Genomic DNA, 15,137 nt, shown 5'->3' with positions numbered 1-15,137 from the left:
GGGGGCGACTAATTAATTTTTCGTTTTTGAAACCATAGGTCCTCAAGGCTTAGGTTTAGGGTCAATAGGTGAAAGTTTTCTTTTATCAAGATATTCTGAATCTGCCCTTTTGAACCATAGCTGTAAGATAGGTTCATCATAGACCTTTGTCTTTGGCCAACGGGTATACCTATACCTGCGGTAATATTGTAGCCGTCAACTTTTTTTCCGTTAATGGCCAAGTAGCCATTGTCGTAATTAAAGCCGGTTCGGTAACGGATACGGTCGGCATACTTATAGCTGCTGGGGTTTTTTACGTATTCAAGGCCAATGGCGTAGATGTCTTGATCGGCGTAACTTCCAAGGCTTTCGGTTTGCCCTGTGGCGTCCCAGTAGTTTTTCTTATAATCGGCACTTACGGTAAATGACTTTAAAAGGGTTGTGCTTAGTCCGATTCCAAGTTCAAGGGGCATGTTGAAATTCGCTGACGTGTCACTTGCCCCGTCTTCAACCGTAATTTCGGTACCGTCCAAGCTTTTGGTTATCGACCGTTTTATGTTGCCCTTTAAACTTGTCGGGAATTGAACGGTACTCCCCAAGGTAAGTTGCTCCGAAATATCGAACTGCATACCAAGACCGAAACGTATACCCGAATAATTTGTGGTTTCCTCAGAACTAAAGGTGCTCTGGTTTATGGCAAAGGCTTCGGTTTCCTCAATATTCCCGAATAAAAAAGAAGCATTGGCACCCAACCTGAAATTGGGTATAATACTATAGCCTAAATTGAATTTGAGTTCACTTAACCCTCCGAGTCCGCTAACATTGCTTTCAAAGGTTTCCTCCGAACCTTCAATATTCGTCTTTATTCCCACCAAGGAATATCCCATTTCACTATAGGGAACGAGCGATATACCTGCTCCCAAATTTTCCGCCACCCTAAAGGCGAAGGCCAAGTTTGAAAAATTCAGGGTAGTCTTTGTTTCATTGTCGGCTTTGTTGCTGTACTGGTTGTATTCTCCCTTTATTCCTACATCGTAAAAAAATGAACCTTGCGGAATCAAGGCGAAATTGGCGGGGTTGAGGTTGTTGATTTGATTCGAAGTCTTTAGGCCTATTCCTGTATAGCCCATTCCGTTGGTGCGCCCTATGCTGGATTGGTTTATGGCGCCTAGACCGTATAAGGAATAGGGCGAACTGGTCAAACCTTCCGATTGTGCCCGTATCGAACATAGGTTGAACAAGAATATGGATATGGATATGGAAAAAAGTAAGGCATTATTCATCTTCATCATAGATTGCATAAGTAAGTTCAAGTGTGGTGCCTTGAGTGTTTATATCGGTGTTGAGAACAAAACGGTCCACTGTCGAATTGTAATTGCTGGGTAGAAGAATCAAGGCTTCTGATGATTCTAGGTCAGTGGACAGTAAATCTTCTAAATAACCACTTAAGGGGAGTTCGTAGTAGATGTCGTTAAATTCTTCATTGTCCCTATTTAAAATGGCCTGGGCAGCCGTACCATCGGTTGAATACAGTTGGTCGGTCAGTTCGTTGTTTTGGTCTACGATAAAGACTGACAATGTATCCCGTAAGGTCAATAGGTCGTTATACGAGCCTATTTCGGGCGTAATTCTAAGTGAGGCATCTAATAAGGTGCCCTGTCCTTGAATGTCGAATACGGATTTTATATGTGGAAACTCTAGTCGAGTGGCTATACCGATACCCGATTGTATAAAACTCAGGTTTTCGGTTTCCGAACTATAGAGGTTAACCTCTTGGTTGGTCAGGGCATTTAAGTACTCGTTGGCTTCTTCAGTGGAAATTTGATTGAAAAACGGTAGGGGAGAGCTAAGGGTGTTAATAGTGAAGTCGGTTGAATATTGGGTTCGTTCGCTTTCTCCGGCGATGCTGTAATAGAGACGCATATTGGAGGTCAATGAAAAACCGATGATAGAACCGTCATCGCTGTCACCCGGTTGAACGCTTATACCGTAGAAGTAGTTTTTAAACTCGTCGTACGTCGTTATTTTTTTCTGTTGTAAATTATCGAAAAGTGTAGTGCCGAAGGTATCGGTGAGTTTTATTTCAAGGGTGTCGGTAGATAAGGGCCTTGGGGTATAGGTCAGGAAGCCGAGGTCATCTTCATCGAAACCTATGCTGCTGGTATTGTAAAAATTAACACCATCGGCGGGTTTAAGGTTTTCGTTCAATTGTTTTATATGTATGGTGTTGACCTGTAGGGTGTCGTTATAATAGTAATCGTCAGGCCTAAGAAGAAAAGTGATGCTATCGTATACGGCATCGGTGTCGATGAAATACGAGCTAGGGATCAATTCCATAAAACTGGCGGTTTTAACGGCCCCAAAAACAGGGTCCTTATATTTACCGACAAGCATGCGGGAAGATTGTGATGTGTCTATACTATCGAATTTCATGGTCGAGAAAGCTACCGTCATCGTGTCTAATTGAATCACGCGTATATCGCTATCGGTAAAGGCATCCCCAGCTTCAAAATCCGACTGGTTCAAGGCGTCGGTGCTGCATGAAATTAGCAGAAACGAACAGATAAAAATGATTAGGACATTCTTCATATAAGTAGTATTTGCAGGTAAAAGTATTGTGCGTTGCAGTGCTTCAAAACCGCAATAGACCAACCCTCATAGTTTTATGACCAATACCTTGTTTTTAGCGACTAAAGCCAGAATCGTTTTGGTCGATTAAATCGAGGTGTTCATGTGTTAAATGAACGGCTTTATCTATTTCGGTTTCATGGGAGTAAACCGTGTTCTAGTTTTGACAAAAATTAACTGGCTAACATAATAGAAAGGCACATGAAAGGATTCAAGTACTATATAGGAACAATAACGATTTTTAGCATAATGACTTGTTCATTGATCAGCTGCTCAAATGACGATGATGACGATGAGTATCTTGGAAACTGGATGGGTAGGTCTGTTTTTGATGGAAGTCCACGTAGCGGCACCTCTAGTTTTACCATAGGTAATATGGGGTATACCGGGGTAGGATACGATGGCGACGATTACCTTACCTCATTTTGGTCTTACGATATGGACGGCGACTTTTGGTCTCAAAAGGCAGATTTTATCGGAAGCGCTAGAAATGCGGCCGTAGGTTTTGAGGTCGATGGAAAGGGCTATATCGGCTCGGGCTATGATGGGTTGGACGAATTGAACGATTTTTATGCCTATGACCCGAGTTCCAACTCATGGCAAGAGATAGCTTCCTTACCGTCAACGGGAAGAAGGAGCGCCGTAGCTTTTGGAATGAACGGTTTCGGTTATTTTGGAACAGGCTTCGACGGTGATAATGATCGTAAGGATTTTTGGAAGTACGACCCTAGTACGGACTCTTGGTCGGAACTTGTTGGTTTTGGAGGAGATAAAAGACGGTCGGCTACTACCTTTACCATTGGCGATAAGGTGTATTTGGGAACAGGGGTGTCTAACGGCATCTATCTCGATGATTTTTGGGCCTTCGATGCAACAAGCGAGACTTGGACCAAAAAACTTGACCTAGACGAAGAAGATGATTACAGTATAACACGAAGTAACGCGGTAGGCTTTACCTTAAACGGTTATGGCTACATAGCTTGTGGCACGTCTAGCGGTACTTTGGCTTCGGTTTGGCAATACGACCCCAGTACGGATGAATGGGAGCTGAAAACCGACTTTGAGGGAACGAGCAGGCAAGATGCGGTCGTTTTTTCCAACGGGAGCAAGGCCGTTGTTGGTTTGGGAAGGACCGGAAGTCTGTATTTGGATGACCTATACGAGTTTTTTCCTTTTGATGAATATGATGATGAAGACTAGTTATTTATTTGAGTGAGCTATGGGGCAGTACTTTTGGCACTGCCCCATTTTTTAATTGGGTTTATATGAAAGCAAAAAAAACATATCTATTATTTGGCGTTTTGTTCATGGTTCTCGTATCCGTCGCATTTCGCTTAAAGGATGGCGCAGTGCGAACAACGGGCCTCCAAACCCAAGTCATAGAAGTTGATGAGGGCTATGGTTATCAGATTCTGTATGACAATAAGGTATTGGTCAAACAAGAATTTATACCGGCAATCCAAGGGAAGAGACCCTTTAAGTCTGAAGAAGAGGCACGGCTAATAGGTGATGTCGTAATGGAAAAACTGAAAAAAGGCGATGATCCATTTATTACCGTTTCAGAACTTCAGCATATGCAAATAACATTTTAAATCGTAAAAAAAATGAAAGGCGCCAAAAGAAAATATTTGCCACAGTGGTTGGTACATGCCTTCTTATGGTGTGCCTTGTACGGGTTGATAATATATCCGTTTTTGTTCGAGCCAAGATCGGTACCTCCCCATATCATCGTAAAGTTGGTGATGGCTACGGCCTTGTTTTATTTCAATTATTTCTATTTGGTTCCCCGTCTTCTGTTAAAGGGCAAAAAGAAGGTTTATATCGTCTTATCGATCGTATTGCTACTGGTCATCGGTTATCTTTCCCACAATATATTTTCGCCCCAACCGCCTAGGGATTTTGGTCCGGTTGCCGATCATATAAAGGAACATAGGGGAGGGCAAGTGCCTTTTTTTCGATTTTTGTTAATGCCATTCGTGGTTTTGGGTATACCCTACATTTTCGCGATAATGCTGCGCGTTTTTAACGAATTACAGCGAAATGAAAACCTTCGCAAAACCGTGGAAAAGGAAAAGGTGCAATCTGAACTTCAGTTTCTAAAAACGCAGTTGAATCCACATTTTCTCTTCAACTCCCTCAATACCATATACTCGCTGTCGGTCAAAAAATCACCTGATACTTCTGAGGCGATTATAAACCTATCGGAATTGATGCGCTATATGATTTATGAAGCGGATAAAGACCTAGTGCCCTTGAATAAGGAAATAGAGTACATCAAAAATTATGTGGCCTTACAAAGATTGCGCTTGGCCGATAGTGAAAACGTCTTCCTGAAAATTTCAGGGGACGACACCGGAAAGATAATACCCTCCCTACTATTTATCTCATTTATTGAAAACGCTTTTAAATACGGCACCGATTACGATGGAAAGACCAATGTGAAGATAAACCTTTTGATCAAAGAGAAGTCTATACATCTATACGTTGTGAACAAAATAGGAAAACACAGGGCAAAATCTGAGAGTAGCGGTGTGGGCCTCCAGAATGTAAAGAATAGATTGAACTTTCTATATCCGAATTCCCACGAATTGGATATAAAGGATGACGGGGCCACGTATGAAGTTAATTTAATTTTAAACTTATAAATATGAACTGTATACTCATTGACGATGAACCGTTGGCCATTGAAATATTGGCGGACTATTGCAAGAAAATTGGATTTATTGAGGTCATAGGTACGTTCACGAACCCTTTAGAGGCGATTGCGACTATTAACGGGAAAAAAGTAGACCTTATTTTTTGCGATATTGAGATGCCTCAAATCAACGGCTTGGATTTTATAAGTGCCCTTGACAATCCTCCCCTTTTTATCTTTACAACGGCCTATTCCCAATATGCCGTTGAGGGCTTTGAACTGAATGCCGTAGATTATTTGGTGAAACCCATTCCATATCAACGCTTTATTAAGGCTGTTTTAAGGGCAAAGGAGCTTATGGCCCGAAAAGATGTCCCTGCGGTTGCCACCGTTGCCAATGTGTTTCCTTCGTATGGCGATACCAATGAAAACCAGAAGTTCATTTTTGTAAAATCGGAACACGAAAGTGTAAAGATTAATTTAGACGACATCCAATACGTGCAAGGTCTAAAAGACTATTTAAAAATTCACGTGGTGGGCTGTAATAAGGCGATTTTGACCTTGCTCAGCTTTAAGGATATCTTGGAAAAATTACCCCAGAACCAGTTTATCAGGGTACATAAATCATTTGTGGTCAATGTGAACTTTATCAAGACCATACAGCGGAACAGAATTGTAATCGATGATATTCGCATACCGATAGGGGAGAGCCACAAAACACAGTTTTTCTCTATGTTGGGGCTATAGTCGAATATAGCCTTTTTGTAAGGCTTAAAGTAGTTTCTAAAGGAACAAACCGTTATAGGGCCTAAAAGATTGGGACGGGTTTCGGTTGTTGAATGATGTAGGGGAGGGTGGTTGTCTTTGAGGGAGACTTCTTTATATTAAAGCGTATAGCCCAATTCCTGTTTTAACCTCAAGGACATAACTTGGGTTCTGTTTCTCAATTTTTTGGCGCTGGTCAGCAAGTTTTGCGTCTGTATAAGCCGGTCGACCAAACTATTCTGATATTCCTTACTGTTTAATAGATTCCCATAATTTGACGATTTTCCGAAAGTCCGTATTCGGCTGTACCTGGGGTTATCTTTCGAAAGCATGTCTTTTAGGGCCAAGTGTCTCTCCAGTACCGGCTGTAATCTATCAAGAACGATTTCCTTGATTTTTGCATCGATAGATTCCAACTTTTGTATTTCGGCGGGGTAATTGGTAATCAACCCTTTGAGCGAGTCACTTTCGATAAGTTCCAATTTGGTCGTGCTGATGACGGAATTCAAGGCCCCTTCGAGCAAGTTGGTTTCCGAATAGTTGATGTGGATAATCGTGTCTTTGGCCCCTTCGGTGATTTCGCTAGGGGGCAGCCCAATATAGTTCATAGTGGCTTCCAGTCTTTTGGACGTGTCCGAATAATGGTCTATAGTGGAGTTTAGGATTTTTAGATTGGTGTTGAGTTCATCGTACAGGCTTTCGTATATTTTGAGTTCTACGATCCTGTTTTTTCGGATCTCGTTTAAATCGTTGATTTTCCAAGCGATCAGTATACCTATTACAATGAGGAAAATCTCTCCTAGGGCATAGGTTATATAGCCTTTGAGTTTGCCCGAATCCAAAAGCTTCTTTCTTATTTTCCTAAAAACGGTCATTCCTTCTTTAAGTTTTTTACATCCGTGATCAATTGTGCGATCGAGGCCCGGTTCAATCCGTTGTAGATACCCCTTATGTGTCTGTTCTTGTCTACGAGCAGAAAGTTTTCTGTATGCAGGAAGTCGTTAATGTCTTTAGGGATGCCCAAATCGTTCTCAACAAAATAGTGGTTCCTTCCCAAGTCATAGATCTCTTGTTTGTCTCCCGTGACCAAGTGCCATTTTTCATTGATGATACCGTTCTTTTTGGCATAGGTGTTCAGAACGGCAACAGAATCTATGGAAGGGGTAACGGAATGTGACAAAAGTGCTACTTCGGGGTCATCTATAAAAGCCTCTTGAACCTTTTGCATATTCCCGGTCATTTTCAAGCAAATGCCGGGACAGGTGGTAAAGAAAAAATCGGTAATGTAGATTTGGTCTTTAAAGGTTTCGGGGGTTATGGTGTCTCCCAGTTGGTCCACTAGGCGGTAATCGGGAATTTTATGGAACTCCTTTTCTTCTTGTGAGCCAGGTTCCAACCAGTGGGGCGTAAAAGATGCATCTGCGTAATAGGGAAGATGTTCGACCCTGCTCGATTTCTCCTTGTTTTCCTTTTTTACCGTTTGATTGCAGGCGGTCAAGGCCACAAGCAATAGTAAAAAGCTATATTTTTTTATCTCTAACGACAACTTCATCTTCTAGTTTATAACATGAATTGGCTCTCCTCATTCCGAAAATACGGCCATTCTTGGCTTCGTAGTTAACGTATAGTTTGCCATTTTGAAGCCATGCCTTTTGCAGGCCTTCCTCTTTTCCTTCTACCAGGTTTCTCTCTTTTGAAATTTTACCGTTGGCATACCATTTGGTTTGCTTGCCGTGAAGTCGACCATTGACGTAATGTGATTTTTCCGATAATGTTCCGTTTTCCCACCACGTCTTATAAACGCCATCTAACCGATTGTGCTTATAATTGGCCTGAACACGCAAAACGTTATGGTCAGACCATTGTTTTGCGATGCCTTCCCTTTTTCCGTCTACAAAACCTAAGCGTTCTCCCAAGGCCCCGTTCGGGTGGAATTTTACCGAATAGCCGTTGTACGGTTGGTCGTTATAGTACCATTTGCCTTCGATGGGGTTGAGTACCAAATCTTTTTTTAGCACTTCCAGCATATTGATGACAAGGGGGGCTTCTTCAACTTTTGGCTTTGTTGTAGCGCTCTCTTTGCAACTGGCAAAAGAGAGCGCCGACAATAGGGTTATGTAAAGAAATCGTTTTATCATAGGGCTTAATATCCTTGGTACGGTCCTGCAAAGGCCAGATAAGAGCCTGTTGTGGAGTATACCTCGTTAATAATATGATAGTGGTATTCTTCTTTACCATCTGTGTATTGAGTGGTCGATACGTGTCCGCCTGACTCGTCAAGGTCGGTTGGGTAAGTGCCAGTAGCGTTACATTTTCTTCCGTAGAGGAAAACACCGTCCAACAATATGCCCACCAACTTGTCATCGTCGTTACTGAAGGCCTTTGGCTCTAAGTGATAATGGTATACGCCAGGGCCGATATGCGCTCCTGTCCAATCGAGACTTGCCGCCGCTTTGTCAAGTGCTCCGCCTCCTTCTTGGTCATTGAATATGGATGCGCCACTTACGGCAATGCCAATAGTGTTCAGCTGCGTTTCCACCGTATTGCCCGTAAGATCGGGTGTTGCATCCACTCTTATGGTCGTGGCGTTGTTGTTACTGCTCATTATACTAGGTGTCAATGCCACGTCGGGCTCATCTTTGTACAGGCTGTTGCCTTCTCCCCAATAAACGGTCTCGTGGTTGGGCAAACCTGTGGTTTCGATAACCACCTCGGATCCATCTAAGTAAATCGTGGTGGCTTCGCTATTGAAGGCGGCGTAGGCGGCATGCAATTCCGTTACGGTTTCCTCTTCGGAAGTTTCGTCCATGTCAGAATCGTCAATGCTATCTGAACTACAGGCAACAAAGCCGATGCACAGTATTGCGCAACCAAAAGCCAATGGAATAACTTTTCTTAGAAACTCTTTTTTCATGTTTTTTGTATTTTAAATAGTTGATTGTTAATTCTTTGTGATGGTCAAATTTAGCTTTAATGCCCATGTCGAATGGGAGGGCGGTAGGTGGCCTTTTGTTTTCAGTGGTTGCCTCAATCTATCGGATAAACGATCTTTGCCTAAGCCGGACTGAGCTCGCTTTTCTCCGGTTTGAATATTTTTACAATCATAATCGATGAGACCACTACCAAAATATTTAGGGAAATAAAAGGCCAAAAGAGATTCGATTCTTCTCCTTTTGTTTGAAAGTGACCGTTAATTTTTTCGACCTGTACCGTAAACTGATTGTCTTTTTTTATGACGAAGTTTTCGGAAGTATCCGTTTGATCGATTATTTTAAAAACCGTATTGTGTTTTGAATTTTGCTTAAAACCTTTGAGTTTGACCTGTAAGGTGTTTAACTCACTGGGCAAACCGACCACCCTGAATTTAAGGTCCGTTTGGTGGCCCATTTTTATGGCTCCTTCTTTAAGCTCGCCCGTAAAATCAGAATTCGCCTTCAAGAGAATATTGTCCTTTACGTAAGTGATTACCAATTTCTGAAACTCATCGGCCGATAATGCGTCCATTTGAAGGTCAGGGTAATTTTGGATCAACTGCGACCGAAAACCATTAAAAGAAGAACTAATATGTAGCGTCCAGTTATTTTGTTGGTCTTGTGCCAAGGTCATCGTTGCTATCTGGGAGCTGTGGGCGCTGGCAAATAACGAACAGAGGCATGTTAAAAGGCCGAATATTATTTTATTCATGATATCGGTGTTAGGGTCTTACTATTGATTTCTAATTTATTTCAAAGGAGCCTTGAGCACCTGCAAAACAGCCAATAAAGCTATTGGTCCCGGCGGCGGCTACATGGTAGTGATAGCCACGGGTGTCGTCAGTGTGACCGCGACAATCGTCTAAATCCGTTGGCTCGTTACCGCTATCGTCCAAACGTTCGAACATGGGGAAACCGTCTATGGCATATCCGATCATAGCCGAGTGTCCGTCGTCTTGGGCTATTTTAGTGGTCATACCGGTGGCGGCATGGTAATGATAGCCGGTGTTTGGGTTTACGTGTCCTCCGTTATCATCCATCGGGGCCAATGTGTAGGCGCCGAGAATGGCTGAGGTCGGTGCCGGTGGATCAAAGTTTACTCCGTTAAAAGCCAAGCCGATAACCGAGCCGTCGCCACCTTCCATGGGAGCGTCTCCTGGTGGAGGCCCATCTGTAGGAGGTACATCGCCGCCGCCTCCGGGAATCCCATCCGAAATATAATCGGGGGAATCTAGTTTTACGGGAGTAACGGGGATATAATAAGTCAACGTAATATCGGTAACATAAGAAGGCAGACATTCCACACAGAAATTCTCATATTCTTCACCCACGTTCGGATTGGCGGCGTTCTGGCAGTCTTCCAATGAATTGGTGACATAGATGTTTCCGTTTTCATCGTACATTTTCCAAGTGGCATCGGAATAGAAATCGGCCATGTTTTCAATAAAGGCCCCATCTACATCGTAGAGTTCACCATTTTCAAACCACTTACCCCCTTTGTCGGTACCATCGGAAATATGGGTAGGGCACCAAGGGCCCATTTGGTGTTCGGTGGGGGTAGAGGTCGTAGTAATTTTATAGCAGGTGGCCACTGTACCATCGGAAAGTGTTTTTTCTACGGTGGTAATGGGTTCTGCTAGACCATCCGCTAAAAATAGGGTTGGATCTACCGTACGAGTGCCTTCATCGTTTGTCGTAAGACCGGAGCTTTCGTCGGAACTGCAGCTGTTGCCCGAAAAAATTAGAAATACACCGGAAAGTGCCATTACTATAATTTGTTTCATGTGAATAAGGTTTATGGTTTAAGCTTTTCTGTTTATTGCTTTTTTCTTCTTTGGGGCTTAGGGGCCTTCTTTAGTTCATCAAGTGAAAGGTAGCCGTCTTCGTCCGTGTCTATTTTTGAAAAGTCGTTCTTTAAAGGGCCTTTTACTTCTTCTTTGGAAAGTTTTCCATCTTCATCCTTGTCCATCTGTTTTAATATTTCAGTGGCCGATGGCGGTTCTTGTCCTTTTTTTTCTTGAGCGAATGATGCTGTGGCGGTCATCAACATAAATATGGAAAGCGCCAGTGTGTTGTGTATTACATTTTTTTTCATGATATTATTTTTTAATTAAGCCTATTGGGCAGTACAAAGATGAAGAAAGAACAAGGGCGGTATGAAACCATTCAGTGGAGGGAGAGGGGTTTTCAGTGAATGGCCGATAAGCTTCTGTGAGCGATTCGGTTCACCCGGTTTTCAACCCGTGTTTTGTGGAATGGATGAAAAATAAATGCCTTAATTTGTAGCATGAAACAAGCACATCGTTTTCTTTTTCACGCTATTTTATGGCTTGCCGTTTGGTTGATAGCTTGGTTGCTGATAGGTGATGATTCTTCATTTTTAGAGAAAAATGCATCTTCTTTTATCATGCAGGTATTGTTAATAGGTACTCTGATCTATTATACCGCGCCCCGTCTATTGTTCAGGAAAAAGTATATTGCCTTCGGAGTGGTCTCCATAGTGGCCATCATAGTTTGTTCCTTTGCCGTTACCGAGATAGTCCGGCTCATCGATGGGGTGCCGGGACCTCCTATGGGAGGGCCTCCGCCCGGTAGGCCCCATATGGCACCGCCCCAAGTTCTGATTCAATTTCTGGTCCTTTCGGTGGCCTATGTATTGGCTACCTTTGTCGAAACCTTTTTGTTGGCCCAAAAGAAAGAGGAAGAGACCATTCGGAATAAGAATGCCGGCCTACAGATGGAGCTGAAATTCTTGAAATCTCAGATAAACCCACATTTTTTGTTCAATGCCTTGAACAATATCTATGCCCTTTCGGTTATAGATTCAAACCGCACCCAAGAGAGTATCAGTACCTTATCTGAAATGCTCAGGTATGTGTTGTACGAATGCGATAGGCCATTAGTGCCTATTGGTAAAGAGATATCGTATATTGAGAATTATTTGGCGCTTTTTGCCCTGAAGAGTAGTAAGCCCTTTCCGATTACGACGCATTTTGACATCCAAAACTCGACGGTTTCCATTGCGCCTATGCTCTTGATCCCTTTTGTAGAGAATGCTTTGAAGCATGGCAATATAGAAAGGATAGAGGGTTCGTTTTTAGAGATCCGGGTTTCGTGCGATAAGCGTAAAATAGATTTTTTTATAGCGAATAGTATCCCGAAAAACGCCATAACGAAAGATGTCGTGGGAGGAATAGGTCTTGAAAATGTGAAGAAGAGGCTTGAAATACTTTATCCTGAAAAACATCGATTGCAAATAGAGCCAAAAGCGGAAACATATACGGTTAACCTAACTATTGATTTGGATGAAAACGATTAAATGTCTTGTTATCGATGACGAAGAGCTGGCCAGGGGTTTGCTCAAAACATATATCGGGAGATTGGGTTTTTTGCAGTTTGTAGATGAAATGGCCAATCCGTTGGATGCATTGGGCCTTATGAAAGATGAGAAAATCGATTTACTTTTTTTGGATATCCAGATGCCCGAGATCAAGGGGACCGATTTTGTAAAACTGATTCCCGATGGGGTTCAGGTTATATTTACCACGGCCTATTCAGAATATGCCCTTCAAGGCTATGAACTCAATGTTGTCGATTACCTGTTGAAACCCATCACGTTTGAACGTTTTTTGCTTGCGGTCAATAAGGTGAAGGCGAAAATAGAGGATTCGGGGAAGACCGGTGAAATGCTTTCAGATAGTCTTACGGTAAAATCGGGCTACGATTTGCATAAGGTCAAATATGACGACCTCCTATATATAGAAAGTGATAGCGAGTATGTCAATTTTTATCTAGAGGACAAAAAACTTATGAGCTTGCAGTCGTTAAAAAAACTGACGGAACTTTTGCCCAGTGATCGCTTTATGCGTGTGCATCGCTCGTATATCGTGAATAAAACAAAGGTAACGACCTTAAAGGGGCGCGATATTTTTATAGGAAAAACCGAAATACCTGTCAGTGCGCAATATTTTGAGGCCGTGAAAAAGGAGCTTTTCGAGTAATGACAGATGCCTGTGGTATCTTGTTCAAATTAAAAAGGGCCTAACTCTGCGTTAGGCCCTTTTTAGTCAAGTAGGCATGTTCTGGTGAAAATCATAGGGCTTTTGGGAAGCTCGATAATTTTCACAATTTTTTTAGTTCAACCTCTCAGGTGCTGAAATTTGTTCTATAACAACATCGGCAACCACATGGTTGCTGTTGTCTTCGTGGTCTTTGTTGTATCTATCATAAACAATTACGGCGGTTACAAAACTTGCTAAATAAAGTAAACTCTTTAATCTGTTGTTCATAACGGTGGGGGATTATTGGTTTGTTTATCTAATTTACATTACCCATTGCCACGAAAAACGGGATTGTTGTCAAATGTGGGTTTTGTGATGTAAAACTGCCATTTTTTGTTGAATGCCATTTTAACTCATCGGAGATATGATTCAGTTCATCGAGCGGCTTGTAGCCTTGTTGTTTTCTAGTGCTGCGCGATTTTGGCCCTTTTGACCAGTTATTTTTTGTGTTGGGACACGGATCTTATGAATTTTGTTGTGAAGATTTTTGGTGGTGTATAGCCGTGTTTTAATCTTGTCGGTCAATCGTTGCCTAATCGAAGTAAAGCACAGGAAAAAGGGACCTTAATTAATGGACTTCTGTTTTCGGGAAACCTCCCATACAAATGCCCCGGCCATATAGACCATAAAGAGGGCAAAGGGCAAGGAGGTAATGATCAGAAGCTTCTGGACGGCCGTAAGGACATCAATGTCGGGCTTAGCATTGCCCAAAAGGATTAGGGCCAGGGTTGCCAAAAGGATACAGGCCGACCAAATCAACCTATGTTTCTTCTTTGGGTTTTTCTTGCCCCTGTCGGTAAACATGCTCAATACGAATACCGCACTGTCGACCGAGGTGACCAAAAAGCCCACAAGTAGTAAAATGGTAGTAAAGTTCAAAAGGGTGGCCATGGGGTAATTTTCGAAAAACACGAAAATGGAAGAGAACACATGGCCAAATTCATTTTGGTATTGGCCCCAGTCCTCTATGAGTCCGAATGCCGAGGTACCAAAAACGGAAAACCAAAAAAACGTTCCGAACGACGGTATGATTAAGACCCCAAGAAGCAATTGTCTCAAGGTGCGCCCCTTTGAAATCCTGGCGATAAAAATACCCGTAAAGGGTGCCCATGCCAGCCAAAAGGCCCAATAATAAAAAGTCCAATCGGTCAAGAAGGTCATGCCGGGGTGATAGCTTCCGTAGGCCAGGCTCATGGGAACGAAGTCGATCAGGTAGTTAAGGCTTGCCTTGCCAAAAGCGGTCAATATTGCGCTCATATCACTCATAAGGAATACGAACAACAGTAAGAGGGTAGTGATGAGAATGTTGATTCTAGAAATGGCTTTGATGCCTTTGTTCACACCCTGCCATGCCGAATAGAAAGCAATTGCCGAGATTAAGATGGCCAAAAGTAATGTGGTGCCTATCCCGAAATCGTAATCAAAGATATGGTTGAGACCTCCGTTTATTTGTGTAGTGCCCAAGCCAATAGCGGCAATGAGTCCGAATACCGTGGTAATGATAGTCATGATATCGATTCCCTTTTTGGCCAAAGGGCTTGAAATGGAATCTTCAATGGTCGAACTTACCCTGACTTTCTTTTTGCGTACGAAAAGGGCGTAACCGACTACCATGGCAAAAAGTCCATAAAAGGCCCATGCCGTGAGTCCCCATTGATAGAAGGTGAATTCCAAGGCCAGGATTTCGGGCGTCAAATGCGAAGCGAAGGGCGGGTGTTGCTGCATAAATACGGGTTCCTGAACGGCACGTAATAAAATGCCCGAGCCCATGCCCGCACTGTACAACATTGCCGTCCACGACCAAAGAGAGTATTCGGGAGAGGACTCTTTTTTTCCGAGCTTAATATTTCCGATGGGGGAAAGGGCGATAATAATAAGAAAGAGCACACAGCCCAAGCCTAAATACAGGTAGAAAAAACCAAAATAGTTCCGCACCCAAATAGAGGTCAGTTCAATAAACTCGTAACTCTTTTCCGTGGCAAAAAACACAACGAAGGTAAAAAGGACAAGAAAACCTATGGGGAGGGCAAGCAACGGATTTTTTAGATGGCGCATTTTGGGCAAGGTATGTATCTTTTGGGTTCTAATCCGCTCTAA

At 42.7% G+C, this 15,137-nt stretch carries 17 protein-coding genes; 6 read left to right on the top strand and 11 right to left on the bottom strand.

What is annotated here, in order from left to right:
* Nucleotides 1–8: 8 nt before the first annotated feature.
* Complete coding sequence (locus B4Q04_RS17795) at nucleotides 9–1,262, bottom strand: OmpP1/FadL family transporter (protein ID WP_236631044.1); 1,254 nt, start codon at nucleotides 1,260–1,262, stop codon at nucleotides 9–11.
* Nucleotides 1,255–2,568, bottom strand: a complete 1,314-nt coding sequence (locus B4Q04_RS17790; RefSeq protein ID WP_088697620.1) for a DUF4270 family protein — start codon at nucleotides 2,566–2,568, stop codon at nucleotides 1,255–1,257. The genes B4Q04_RS17795 and B4Q04_RS17790 overlap by 8 nt, the downstream gene beginning before the upstream one ends.
* Nucleotides 2,569–2,808: 240 nt before the next feature.
* Here B4Q04_RS17790 and B4Q04_RS17785 point away from each other — a divergent pair, with 240 nt between their 5' ends.
* The 4 genes from B4Q04_RS17785 to B4Q04_RS17770 all read left to right on the top strand — a co-directional run bounded on the left by B4Q04_RS17785 (nucleotide 2,809) and on the right by B4Q04_RS17770 (nucleotide 5,989).
* Entirely contained in the window at nucleotides 2,809–3,807 is a 999-nt protein-coding gene (locus B4Q04_RS17785; RefSeq protein ID WP_088697619.1) for a Kelch repeat-containing protein, read from the top strand.
* A gap of 65 nt (nucleotides 3,808–3,872) precedes the next feature.
* Nucleotides 3,873–4,199 carry a DUF4907 domain-containing protein gene (locus tag B4Q04_RS17780; RefSeq protein ID WP_013993892.1) on the top strand — a complete coding sequence of 109 codons (327 nt, stop codon included), beginning with the start codon at nucleotides 3,873–3,875 and terminating at the stop codon, nucleotides 4,197–4,199.
* Nucleotides 4,200–4,211: 12 nt separating this feature from the next.
* Nucleotides 4,212–5,252, top strand: coding sequence for a sensor histidine kinase (locus B4Q04_RS17775; protein WP_013993893.1), 1,041 nt, complete (start codon nucleotides 4,212–4,214; stop codon nucleotides 5,250–5,252).
* A gap of 2 nt (nucleotides 5,253–5,254) precedes the next feature.
* Nucleotides 5,255–5,989, top strand: coding sequence for a LytR/AlgR family response regulator transcription factor (locus B4Q04_RS17770; protein ID WP_088697618.1), 735 nt, complete (start codon nucleotides 5,255–5,257; stop codon nucleotides 5,987–5,989).
* A gap of 137 nt (nucleotides 5,990–6,126) precedes the next feature.
* On the opposite strand, the gene B4Q04_RS17765 is transcribed toward B4Q04_RS17770, so the two are convergent.
* The 7 genes from B4Q04_RS17765 to B4Q04_RS17735 form a co-directional block, all read right to left on the bottom strand.
* Nucleotides 6,127–6,882 (bottom strand): hypothetical protein, encoded by a 756-nt coding sequence (locus B4Q04_RS17765; protein WP_088697617.1) that lies wholly within the window; start codon nucleotides 6,880–6,882, stop codon nucleotides 6,127–6,129.
* On the bottom strand, nucleotides 6,879–7,559 hold the full coding sequence (locus B4Q04_RS17760; RefSeq protein WP_088697616.1) for an SCO family protein: 681 nt from the start codon (nucleotides 7,557–7,559) through the stop codon (nucleotides 6,879–6,881). Before B4Q04_RS17760 ends, B4Q04_RS17765 begins: the two co-directional genes overlap by 4 nt.
* Nucleotides 7,528–8,145: a toxin-antitoxin system YwqK family antitoxin gene (locus tag B4Q04_RS17755; RefSeq protein ID WP_088697615.1), complete on the bottom strand. Its 618-nt coding sequence runs from the start codon at nucleotides 8,143–8,145 to the stop codon at nucleotides 7,528–7,530. The genes B4Q04_RS17760 and B4Q04_RS17755 overlap by 32 nt, the downstream gene beginning before the upstream one ends.
* A gap of 5 nt (nucleotides 8,146–8,150) precedes the next feature.
* Nucleotides 8,151–8,921, bottom strand: a complete 771-nt coding sequence (locus B4Q04_RS17750; RefSeq protein ID WP_013993898.1) for a YHYH protein — start codon at nucleotides 8,919–8,921, stop codon at nucleotides 8,151–8,153.
* 140 nt (nucleotides 8,922–9,061) lie between these two features.
* Nucleotides 9,062–9,691, bottom strand: a complete 630-nt coding sequence (locus B4Q04_RS17745) for a hypothetical protein (protein ID WP_123772397.1) — start codon at nucleotides 9,689–9,691, stop codon at nucleotides 9,062–9,064.
* Nucleotides 9,692–9,722: 31 nt separating this feature from the next.
* A complete protein-coding gene (locus B4Q04_RS17740; RefSeq protein WP_088697613.1) occupies nucleotides 9,723–10,763 on the bottom strand; it encodes a YHYH protein in 1,041 nt (346 codons plus the stop codon).
* A gap of 32 nt (nucleotides 10,764–10,795) precedes the next feature.
* Nucleotides 10,796–11,074 (bottom strand): EF-hand domain-containing protein, encoded by a 279-nt coding sequence (locus B4Q04_RS17735; RefSeq protein ID WP_088697612.1) that lies wholly within the window; start codon nucleotides 11,072–11,074, stop codon nucleotides 10,796–10,798.
* A 192-nt stretch (nucleotides 11,075–11,266) separates the two neighbouring features.
* Between B4Q04_RS17735 and B4Q04_RS17730 the strand changes: the two genes are divergently transcribed.
* Nucleotides 11,267–12,298 carry a sensor histidine kinase gene (locus B4Q04_RS17730; protein ID WP_013993902.1) on the top strand — a complete coding sequence of 344 codons (1,032 nt, stop codon included), beginning with the start codon at nucleotides 11,267–11,269 and terminating at the stop codon, nucleotides 12,296–12,298.
* Nucleotides 12,285–12,980: a LytR/AlgR family response regulator transcription factor gene (locus tag B4Q04_RS17725; RefSeq protein WP_013993903.1), complete on the top strand. Its 696-nt coding sequence runs from the start codon at nucleotides 12,285–12,287 to the stop codon at nucleotides 12,978–12,980. Before B4Q04_RS17730 ends, B4Q04_RS17725 begins: the two co-directional genes overlap by 14 nt.
* A gap of 132 nt (nucleotides 12,981–13,112) precedes the next feature.
* Here B4Q04_RS17725 and B4Q04_RS22755 read toward each other — a convergent pair whose 3' ends face one another.
* Together B4Q04_RS22755 and B4Q04_RS17720 are read right to left on the bottom strand one after the other, a co-directional pair.
* On the bottom strand, nucleotides 13,113–13,268 hold the full coding sequence (locus B4Q04_RS22755) for a hypothetical protein (protein WP_013993904.1): 156 nt from the start codon (nucleotides 13,266–13,268) through the stop codon (nucleotides 13,113–13,115).
* Nucleotides 13,269–13,604: 336 nt separating this feature from the next.
* A complete protein-coding gene (locus tag B4Q04_RS17720) occupies nucleotides 13,605–15,095 on the bottom strand; it encodes a BCCT family transporter (protein WP_013993905.1) in 1,491 nt (496 codons plus the stop codon).
* Between the last annotated feature and the right edge of the window lie 42 nt (nucleotides 15,096–15,137).

This window comes from Zobellia sp. OII3 (assembly GCF_002211465.1).
Classification (GTDB): Bacteria; Bacteroidota; Bacteroidia; order Flavobacteriales; family Flavobacteriaceae; genus Zobellia; species Zobellia galactanivorans.
This window is presented reverse-complemented; position numbering and strand designations above follow the sequence as displayed.

Coding starts and splice junctions, on each gene's coding strand:
- B4Q04_RS17795 (WP_236631044.1), bottom strand. CDS start 1,262: ATGAATAATGCCTTACTTTTTTCCATATCCATATCCATATTCTTGTTC.
- B4Q04_RS17790 (WP_088697620.1), bottom strand. CDS start 2,568: ATGAAGAATGTCCTAATCATTTTTATCTGTTCGTTTCTGCTAATTTCA.
- B4Q04_RS17785 (WP_088697619.1), top strand. CDS start 2,809: ATGAAAGGATTCAAGTACTATATAGGAACAATAACGATTTTTAGCATA.
- B4Q04_RS17780 (WP_013993892.1), top strand. CDS start 3,873: ATGAAAGCAAAAAAAACATATCTATTATTTGGCGTTTTGTTCATGGTT.
- B4Q04_RS17775 (WP_013993893.1), top strand. CDS start 4,212: ATGAAAGGCGCCAAAAGAAAATATTTGCCACAGTGGTTGGTACATGCC.
- B4Q04_RS17770 (WP_088697618.1), top strand. CDS start 5,255: ATGAACTGTATACTCATTGACGATGAACCGTTGGCCATTGAAATATTG.
- B4Q04_RS17765 (WP_088697617.1), bottom strand. CDS start 6,882: ATGACCGTTTTTAGGAAAATAAGAAAGAAGCTTTTGGATTCGGGCAAA.
- B4Q04_RS17760 (WP_088697616.1), bottom strand. CDS start 7,559: ATGAAGTTGTCGTTAGAGATAAAAAAATATAGCTTTTTACTATTGCTT.
- B4Q04_RS17755 (WP_088697615.1), bottom strand. CDS start 8,145: ATGATAAAACGATTTCTTTACATAACCCTATTGTCGGCGCTCTCTTTT.
- B4Q04_RS17750 (WP_013993898.1), bottom strand. CDS start 8,921: ATGAAAAAAGAGTTTCTAAGAAAAGTTATTCCATTGGCTTTTGGTTGC.
- B4Q04_RS17745 (WP_123772397.1), bottom strand. CDS start 9,691: ATGAATAAAATAATATTCGGCCTTTTAACATGCCTCTGTTCGTTATTT.
- B4Q04_RS17740 (WP_088697613.1), bottom strand. CDS start 10,763: ATGAAACAAATTATAGTAATGGCACTTTCCGGTGTATTTCTAATTTTT.
- B4Q04_RS17735 (WP_088697612.1), bottom strand. CDS start 11,074: ATGAAAAAAAATGTAATACACAACACACTGGCGCTTTCCATATTTATG.
- B4Q04_RS17730 (WP_013993902.1), top strand. CDS start 11,267: ATGAAACAAGCACATCGTTTTCTTTTTCACGCTATTTTATGGCTTGCC.
- B4Q04_RS17725 (WP_013993903.1), top strand. CDS start 12,285: ATGAAAACGATTAAATGTCTTGTTATCGATGACGAAGAGCTGGCCAGG.
- B4Q04_RS22755 (WP_013993904.1), bottom strand. CDS start 13,268: ATGAACAACAGATTAAAGAGTTTACTTTATTTAGCAAGTTTTGTAACC.
- B4Q04_RS17720 (WP_013993905.1), bottom strand. CDS start 15,095: ATGCGCCATCTAAAAAATCCGTTGCTTGCCCTCCCCATAGGTTTTCTT.